This window comes from Pedobacter sp. (assembly GCF_035566355.1).
Lineage (GTDB): Bacteria > Bacteroidota > Bacteroidia > Sphingobacteriales > Sphingobacteriaceae > Pedobacter.
In genome coordinates, this window is the sequence record NZ_DATMRL010000155.1 from 1 (window position 1) to 7,680 (window position 7,680).

The following is a 7,680-nucleotide window of genomic DNA, read 5'->3' on the forward strand; positions in this document are numbered from 1 at the left end:
AAAACAAAATCAACAGGCCCCGCATGAATATTCCGCGTTAAAATTCTTTGATAGTCGAATCCTTTTGAGGTTTCCTTTTTTAAGGACTTATAATCAGAAGAGCGCATAATCAACACCTTTTCACGATGATTATTAGCATAGATATCTTTAAAAAAAACGGTTAAATCAAGATTTAAAGAATGGATAATATTCATCAGCACCGGCAAAGAAGGAATTGTCCGGTTGTTTTCAATCTGTGAAATCAAACCTTTACTAACCCCAGCACTATTCGCTAATTCCTGAATAGTGATCTGTTTTTCTTTTCTTATTTCCTTGATCCGATAACTGATCTTTAAAATAATATCGTCCTCCATAGCTTTTTTTTAATCCCGAAGATAGGCAAATTTTATCAGTAGCTCAATTACCAATGCCGTCAATAGCTTCGCCAATCGGATTAACTGAGGTAAAATTAAAACCAAGTAACTTTCCAATAGTTTTGGCATACTGATTCTGATAAATCTGCGATCTCGTCTTCACCTCACCAAGAGCTTTGATATTGGGTCCCATAGCCATCAACCAGGTATCATTAGAGTGCGGTGTCCCAGAACCATGACTGGTCCATTGCTTACCTTCACCCCTCCCGTGATCCGGCATGACCATCAACACCGTATTGTTTTTATAAAAAGGATCACTCTGCAAATAAGCCCAAAGACTGCCAATCATTGCATCAATACCATGAATATCATCAAGATAAAAATCATATTTACCCTCATGGGCATGATCATCCGTATCAGCCAGGTCAAGATAAACCGCCTTAGGGTGTTTAGCCATAATATACGATTTAGCAATGGCATAGGTATTGACATCCAAACGCTCACCATCGCCCCAGATTTTAGGCGCATAGTGCTGAATCTCGTTGGCCATCTTTTGGCTTTCAGTAAGCCCTTCCCCTTTAACATCTTCGAACGGATTATTGACCATTAAACCGTTTCTGTTCCGGTTGATGATCCCGCTACAGCATCCCAGGATGCAAATGCAACCACTTTTCCTTTGTAACCCTTTTGCTGATCAATAAACTCCAGTATATTCTTATTTGGATTATCCGGATAATCATTTGAATTCACCTTCGGATCAGGATAACCAGTTAAATTTTCACTGCGGCCAGGATACGAAAACCAATAGGTATTTTTAACATTAACATTATTGCCCAGCTCTCTGTTTCCATACAGCTGCCCAGCCTTAGCCAAATTGCCCCAAACAAAAGGCATCAATTTGGATCTTCTTTCCAATTGATCTTCTGACCAGTACTTTTTAAAAACATCAGAGGAATCCTGAGAAATATATTTCTTATTGGCCATCAATTGTTTCTCTGCCCCCTGAAATATTTCTTTCCAGCGAAGTCCGTCAATCGATACAATAATAACATTCATCTGCTTTTTGCCTTTCTGAGCAAAAGCCATCTGTACCATTACAAGCACCAGGAGAAAAGGAAGGATCTTTTTCATCATCTTAATTATTTTAGGTTTATTTTATTGTGTGTGGTCAATGTATTTAATCAAAATCAATCTTCGCGGCGCAAGTTAATAAATACTAAACAAATATTTCGATTTAAATTAAAAACAAGCCGCCACAACAACATCACACGGTCAAAAACAGCAAAAATAGCTGCAAAAATGGATTTCAGACTCCAATACGGTGAATTAGAAAAAAGTTTAATATTACTTACCTAATGACAATATTATTTTATATTTTTATAAATACTAAACATTTTATTAGCCCAAATAAACAACATACAATGAATACCATCTCAACAAAATCATTTTCAGCCAATGGAATAACCTATCAGCCAGCAGCAAAACCAATCGTTGTCATTTGCATGGATGGCTCAGCAGATGAATATCTGGATACTACACTGATCCACGACAGGATGCCAAATTTAAAAAAAATGATCCTCCAGGGTTATAGAGGTATGGTAAGGGGCGCACTACCTTCATTTACCAACGTAAACAACTCTTCTATTGTAACGGGAGTCAGCCCGGCAATACATGGCATCTGCGGCAATTTTTTTTATGACACAGAAAAAGATCAGGAGGTCATGATGAACTCTTCCGAATACCTGAGAGCAGAAACCTTACTGGCAGCAGCAGCGAAAGCAGGCCGCAAAGTTGCCGTTGTGACTGCAAAAGAAAAATTGCGGGACATTCTTTCCTACCAATTGAAAGGAATAGCCTTTTCTGCAGAAAAAGCGAGCCAGGCAAAACTAGAAACCCATGGCATTGAAAAGGTCGAAGAAATTATTGGACATTCCACACCAGCAATTTACAGTGCCGAAGCCAGTCTGTTTGTATTGCGTGCCGGGGTAGCCTTAATTAAAAACGGCATGGCCGATTTCCTTTATCTTTCTTTAACAGATTATATGCAGCATACCTTCGCTCCCGACACCGAAGAATCCCTTGCATTTTACCAGGCACAAGATGCTGAACTGGGTAAAATGCTGGAACTGGGTGCAATCATTGGAGCCACTGCTGACCACGGCATGAATGCAAAAGTAAAAGCAGACGGCTCGCCCAATGTCCGCTATATAGAAACCATGCTCAATGAACAATTTGGAGAAGGCTTCAGGGTTATCTGCCCAATCACAGATCCCTACGTTAAACACCATGGGGCATTAGGATCTTATGTTCTGGTTTATGTATCCAATAACACCCCTTTAATCGAGATCAAAAACTGGCTGTCCGTCCAACCTGGAATTACAGAAGTTTATGACAAAGCAACTGGCTGCAGGATACTGGAACAACCAGAAGACCGTACAGGAGATCTGTTCGTTTTATCCGCACGCGATGTTGTTGTTGGAAAAACTCCGGCCGACCATGACCTGAAGGCTCTTGATGGCAGTTTGCGTTCACATGGTGGCAGATACGAAGAAATGGTTCCATTAGTAGTTTCTCATCAGCTAAATGCAACTTACAAAATGAAAGCGCAAGGAGATCCCCGAAATTTCGATGTATTTGACTTTACCGTTAACGGCACTAATTGATTTCCTGAATACCCGGCTTATTGAGAATATCACCAACAATTCACAGAATTAAGCTTATGAAAGAATTAACTTCTATAGAAAATAAAATGGCACTGGCCTCCCTAATTGCTGCAGAACCTGTTGTTTCAGGAAAACAACTGGTAGTTACCAATCCATACAATGGAAAATTAGTTGGAACAGTAGAAATGGCAAGTGCCGAAGATACCCAAAGAGCGATTTCAACAGCACTTAAGGGCGGAAAAACATTGAACCGTTATGAAAGATACCAAGTACTGGATACTGCAAAAAGACTCCTGATCCACAGAAAACAGGAGTTTGCCCAATTGATCAGTTCAGAATCAGGACTATGCATTTACGAGGCAGAATATGAGATTGGGCGCGCACACGACGTATTGCTCTTTGCCTCAATAGAATGTTTAAAGGATGATGGACAAATTTATTCCTGTGATATTTCACCAAAAGGCAAACAAAGAAAAATCTTTACCACAAGGGAACCTCTAAATCTGGCTGTCGCCATCACCCCATTTAATCACCCTCTAAACCAGGTAGCCCATAAAATCGCACCGGCATTAGCCGCGGGAACCCCCGTAATTTTGAAACCCTCAGAGAAAACCCCTCTAACTGCAATCCGTTTTGTAGAGCTGTTGTACGAGGCTGGTTTGCCGCCCTATATGCTCAGCGTTCTTTTAGGCGAAACAAAAGATGTTGCAGAAGTACTTGTACAAGCTCCTGAAGTAGATTTGGTCTCTTTCACTGGAAGTGTACCTGTAGGAAAAAAAATTGCCCAAACAGCAGGCTATAAAAAAGTAATTCTGGAACTTGGGGGTAATGACCCGATAATTGTTATGGAAGATGCTAACCTCAATCTTGCAGTCGAACTGGCTGCCGAGGGTGCCTTCAGAAACTCCGGGCAACGTTGCACAGCCGTAAAAAGAATTTTAGTTCAGCATAGCATTGCAGAAGAATTCACCAAACGCTTTCTCAAAAAAGCAGCAGAATATATCAGCGGAGATCCTTCTAATCCAGCAACAAAAGTCGGTACGGTGATTGACGAGGCGTCTGCTATATATCTTGAGGAAGTGATTAACCTGGCAGTTAAACAAGGCGCCCGTGTTTTACTGGGCGGCAGACGAGAAGGAGCATTACTTGAACCAACGGTTATTGTAAATGTTCCGAGAGATGCTCAAATGATTGTACAGGAATCCTTTGGACCACTTGCTCCTATCCTCACTTTTAACGATATTGAGGATGCCATTGCCTTATCAAATTCAACCGCCTACGGCTTATCTTCGGGAGTAGTAACCAATAATATGGAGCATGCCATCCGCTTTATAAAGGAATTGAAAGTAGGAACAGTAAACATTAACGAAGTACCTGGATACCGCATAGAGAACTCTCCATTTGGAGGAATCAAAGATTCTGGTCTGGGCATAAAAGAAGGTGTTATTGAAGCCATAAAATGCTTTTCCTATGTAAAAACCTTTTCAATGCCCTGGTGACCCCAGCTTGACCAACCTATTTCTAACCAAAATTGACAATGAGAAAATTATATAAAAAAGCCGATGTAGTGATTATCGGAGGAGGTGTATTTGGCTGTGCCATCGCTTATTATTACACCAGAAATAATCCGGGCAAAAAGATCATCATTCTGGACCGCAATGAACTTTGCAACTCTGCAACCAGCCATGCGGCTGCATTAGTAACCAAAATAAGAGCAAAGCGCCATTTCATTCCTCTCTCCCTGGAAACCTACAAAGTGGTTTCTGAAATGGAAAAAATCCTTGGAGAATCCATGGACATGAAATTTAGCGGCGTATTACATTTGGCCGCAAGCGAAGCCAGAGAAGCTGAACTTAAGGAACTTATGGAAATTGCCAAAGAGTTCAACCAACCCGCCAACTATATTTCAGATGAAGAAGCGCATAAACTATCTCCCTGGTTAAAAACAGATGAAGCCTCATTAATCGGTTATATGCCCGACGAAGCCTATTGCGATCCTTATTTGCTGGGCACATTCTTCTCAAGATGTGCTAAAATGCAAGGTGCAGAATTTCTTCAGGGTGTGGAGGCCACAGAATTAATCATTGAAAATAACGACACTCTCGGGGTAAAAACAACCGTTGGAGACATTATTGCAAATACAACAATTATCGCCTCAGGCGCCTGGGCACCAATTTTTGCGCGTCAGGCAGGTATAGGTCTTCCCATGGCACCAACCAGAAGTCAATACTGGATTACCGAAAAAAATCCCATCTTTCCAGCCAACTCTCCTATTGTATTGCTGCCAGATGCACAAGCCTATGCTCGTCCCGAAGGCGGAAGCCTGCTTTTCGGTATCAGAGAAAAGAATTCCATGAGTGTAGCAGCAGACATTATTCCTTCAGACATTAACCAATTCTCTTTCAGCGAAGACAAAGGTATGCAAGACCTTTCAGAAGTGATCGACAGGCTGGCCCGTTTTTTTCCAAAAGTATACGATATTGGAATGAAATATTATGTGGCAGGATTTTCAGGCTACACACCCGACAACAATTTATCTATGGGCGTTCCGCCAGGAATAAATAACCTGTTACTGGCCACTGGTTGTGTAGGTGCAGGTATATCTGTGAGTGGCGGGGTAGGTTTGGCATTTGCAGAACTCGCCGCAGGTCATTCCAATCCATTTGACTTTTCTGAATTTGATCTTAAAAGATTCGGAGATATTGATCCCTTTAGCCCCGAATGGCTGGAGAGATGCGCCCGTGCCCGGTCCACTAAAGTAAGCGGATAAATTACCAAGCCCTATGAAGCGATTAAAACACCTGCTCGCCAGTTCCAATGTGTTCTTTGTTTTCTGGTGCATGATTGCTGCTTTTGGAACATACTTTTGCATGTATGCCTTTAGGAAGCCCTTTACCAGTGGAACCTACACAGGATTGTCACTATTCGATTTAGACTATAAGGCCGTTCTGATTATTGCCCAGGTATTCGGTTATATGGTTTCCAAATTTATGGGCATCAAAATCATTTCCGAACTCAAGGCCTCAGGAAGAAAGCAGCTGATCATCTGTCTAATTCTTTTTGCCGAAGTTGCCCTCTTACTTTTTGGAGCAGTTCCCTATCCTTATAATTTTTTCTTTTTATTCCTTAACGGGCTGCCATTGGGGATGGTGTGGGGCATTATTTTCAGTTACCTGGAAGGTAGAAGATTTACCGAAATGCTGGCCATGGGCATGAGCATCAGTTTAATTGTTAGCTCCGGAATTATAAAAACCATTTATTTTATGATTCATGAATGGCTCCCCTTTATTTCAGAATTCTGGCTGCCTGGAGTAATCGGGCTGCTTTTCCTACCATTATTTCTCCTTTTTGTATGGATGCTGTCCGTTATCCCCGAGCCAACAGAAACTGACAAATTGCTGAGGGTAGAAAGATTGCCCATGACCAGAGAAGACAAACATATCGCTATAAAAGAATATGGAATCCCTATCTTTTGCATCGGCCTGGTGTATACACTGTTAACAACCATGCGGGATTTCAGGGATAATTTCTCTGTAGAAATCTGGAATGAAATTGCACCTCACTGGAACAAGACTGTATTCTCCTTAACTGAAGCCATTTCCGGCATTATCGTACTCATTGCCATAGGCTGTCTCTCCCTGGTCAGAAATAACATCAAAGGATTTTGGGGAACCCAGTACCTGATCGCCTTAGGCTTATTGTTAAGCGGCGGCAGCACCTTGCTTTTCCATCTCCATCTTTTAAGCCCCTTTTGGTGGATGTTATTGGTGGGGCTGGGACTTTTTCTAGCCTACACACCCATACAAGTTGTACTATTTGAACGGATGATCGCCCTGTTTAAAATCAAAGCAAATGCTGGATTTTTTGTATACATATGTGATTCGGTCGGATACCTGGGCAGTGTTGGTTTATTGCTTTACAAAGAGTTCTTCATGAAAGACCTCAGCTGGGCAAAAATGCTGATGCAGTTCAGCTACCTCCTTACAGCTATATCCATGATACTACTCATTGTCTCCGCATTATTTTTTAACAGAAAAATAGGTATCAAGGGTCCTATCACAGGCATATTAGACAGAAAAAAATAAATCATAAAGGGGGCCATTATAATGAGCCCCCCTTTATGAAACAAAAAAACTTTTAGAAACTGTAATCGCTATTTCAAAGCAACAGCAAATACATTTCCAGCAAAATCTGCTATAAATGCAGTATCATTTGATACCGAAACATCAGCAAAAACAGGTGAACCAAGATTCATCTTCTGCAAAACACCCCCGGTTTTCTCATCCAGAACATAAAAGAAACCATCAGACGCACCGAAAAGCAATTTACCTTTGTACCTCAGCACTGAACCCTCAACCGTTGCAGATTCCGGGCCGGTATAAGGCGCAGAATAAACAAGCGCATTGCCAGTCGGCCTGTTCCATACCTCTTTCAGCGTTTTCAAATCATAGGCAACTACACCATTCCTGGCCGTAGCCATAATAATATGTTCGTCTGTCACAAGCGGGCTCGCCATAACTTTAAACTCATAAGGCGCTTCAATCTTTTGCAGCGTCTTACCACTTAAAGGATCAATTACAAATAGAGCATTGATCCCAGTCACATATATATTGCCCTTAATATACTTTGCCGTACTGCTTCTAAAACGCAAACCATCGTCACTT

The 7,680-nt window shown here is 41.4% G+C and carries 8 protein-coding genes; 4 read left to right on the plus strand and 4 right to left on the minus strand.

What is annotated here, in order from left to right:
- The 3 genes from VNZ46_RS06130 to VNZ46_RS06140 form a co-directional block, all read right to left on the minus strand.
- On the minus strand, window positions 1–353 hold a 353-nt coding region (locus VNZ46_RS06130; RefSeq protein WP_325559219.1), incomplete at its 3' end, for a helix-turn-helix transcriptional regulator.
- 43 nt (window positions 354–396) lie between these two features.
- Complete coding sequence (locus VNZ46_RS06135; protein WP_325559220.1) at window positions 397–960, minus strand: hypothetical protein; 564 nt, start codon at window positions 958–960, stop codon at window positions 397–399.
- Window positions 960–1,487 carry a hypothetical protein gene (locus VNZ46_RS06140; protein ID WP_325559221.1) on the minus strand — a complete coding sequence of 176 codons (528 nt, stop codon included), beginning with the start codon at window positions 1,485–1,487 and terminating at the stop codon, window positions 960–962. The genes VNZ46_RS06135 and VNZ46_RS06140 overlap by 1 nt, the downstream gene beginning before the upstream one ends.
- Window positions 1,488–1,774: 287 nt before the next feature.
- Between VNZ46_RS06140 and phnA the strand changes: the two genes are divergently transcribed.
- The 4 genes from phnA to VNZ46_RS06160 are packed head-to-tail and all read left to right on the plus strand — an operon-like array spanning window position 1,775 to window position 7,101.
- A complete protein-coding gene (gene phnA / locus VNZ46_RS06145; RefSeq protein ID WP_325559222.1) occupies window positions 1,775–3,016 on the plus strand; it encodes a phosphonoacetate hydrolase in 1,242 nt (413 codons plus the stop codon).
- A 56-nt stretch (window positions 3,017–3,072) separates the two neighbouring features.
- Window positions 3,073–4,515, plus strand: a complete 1,443-nt coding sequence (gene phnY, locus VNZ46_RS06150) for a phosphonoacetaldehyde dehydrogenase (protein ID WP_325559223.1) — start codon at window positions 3,073–3,075, stop codon at window positions 4,513–4,515.
- A gap of 38 nt (window positions 4,516–4,553) precedes the next feature.
- Window positions 4,554–5,786 (plus strand): FAD-binding oxidoreductase, encoded by a 1,233-nt coding sequence (locus VNZ46_RS06155; RefSeq protein ID WP_325559224.1) that lies wholly within the window; start codon window positions 4,554–4,556, stop codon window positions 5,784–5,786.
- 13 nt (window positions 5,787–5,799) lie between these two features.
- A complete protein-coding gene (locus VNZ46_RS06160; protein ID WP_325559225.1) occupies window positions 5,800–7,101 on the plus strand; it encodes a DUF5690 family protein in 1,302 nt (433 codons plus the stop codon).
- A gap of 68 nt (window positions 7,102–7,169) precedes the next feature.
- Here VNZ46_RS06160 and VNZ46_RS06165 read toward each other — a convergent pair.
- Window positions 7,170–7,680 (minus strand): PQQ-binding-like beta-propeller repeat protein (locus VNZ46_RS06165; protein WP_325559226.1); only part of this gene is annotated, 511 nt, incomplete at its 5' end.

Coding starts and splice junctions, on each gene's coding strand:
- VNZ46_RS06135 (WP_325559220.1), bottom strand. CDS start 960: ATGGTCAATAATCCGTTCGAAGATGTTAAAGGGGAAGGGCTTACTGAA.
- VNZ46_RS06140 (WP_325559221.1), bottom strand. CDS start 1,487: ATGATGAAAAAGATCCTTCCTTTTCTCCTGGTGCTTGTAATGGTACAG.
- phnA (WP_325559222.1), top strand. CDS start 1,775: ATGAATACCATCTCAACAAAATCATTTTCAGCCAATGGAATAACCTAT.
- phnY (WP_325559223.1), top strand. CDS start 3,073: ATGAAAGAATTAACTTCTATAGAAAATAAAATGGCACTGGCCTCCCTA.
- VNZ46_RS06155 (WP_325559224.1), top strand. CDS start 4,554: ATGAGAAAATTATATAAAAAAGCCGATGTAGTGATTATCGGAGGAGGT.
- VNZ46_RS06160 (WP_325559225.1), top strand. CDS start 5,800: ATGAAGCGATTAAAACACCTGCTCGCCAGTTCCAATGTGTTCTTTGTT.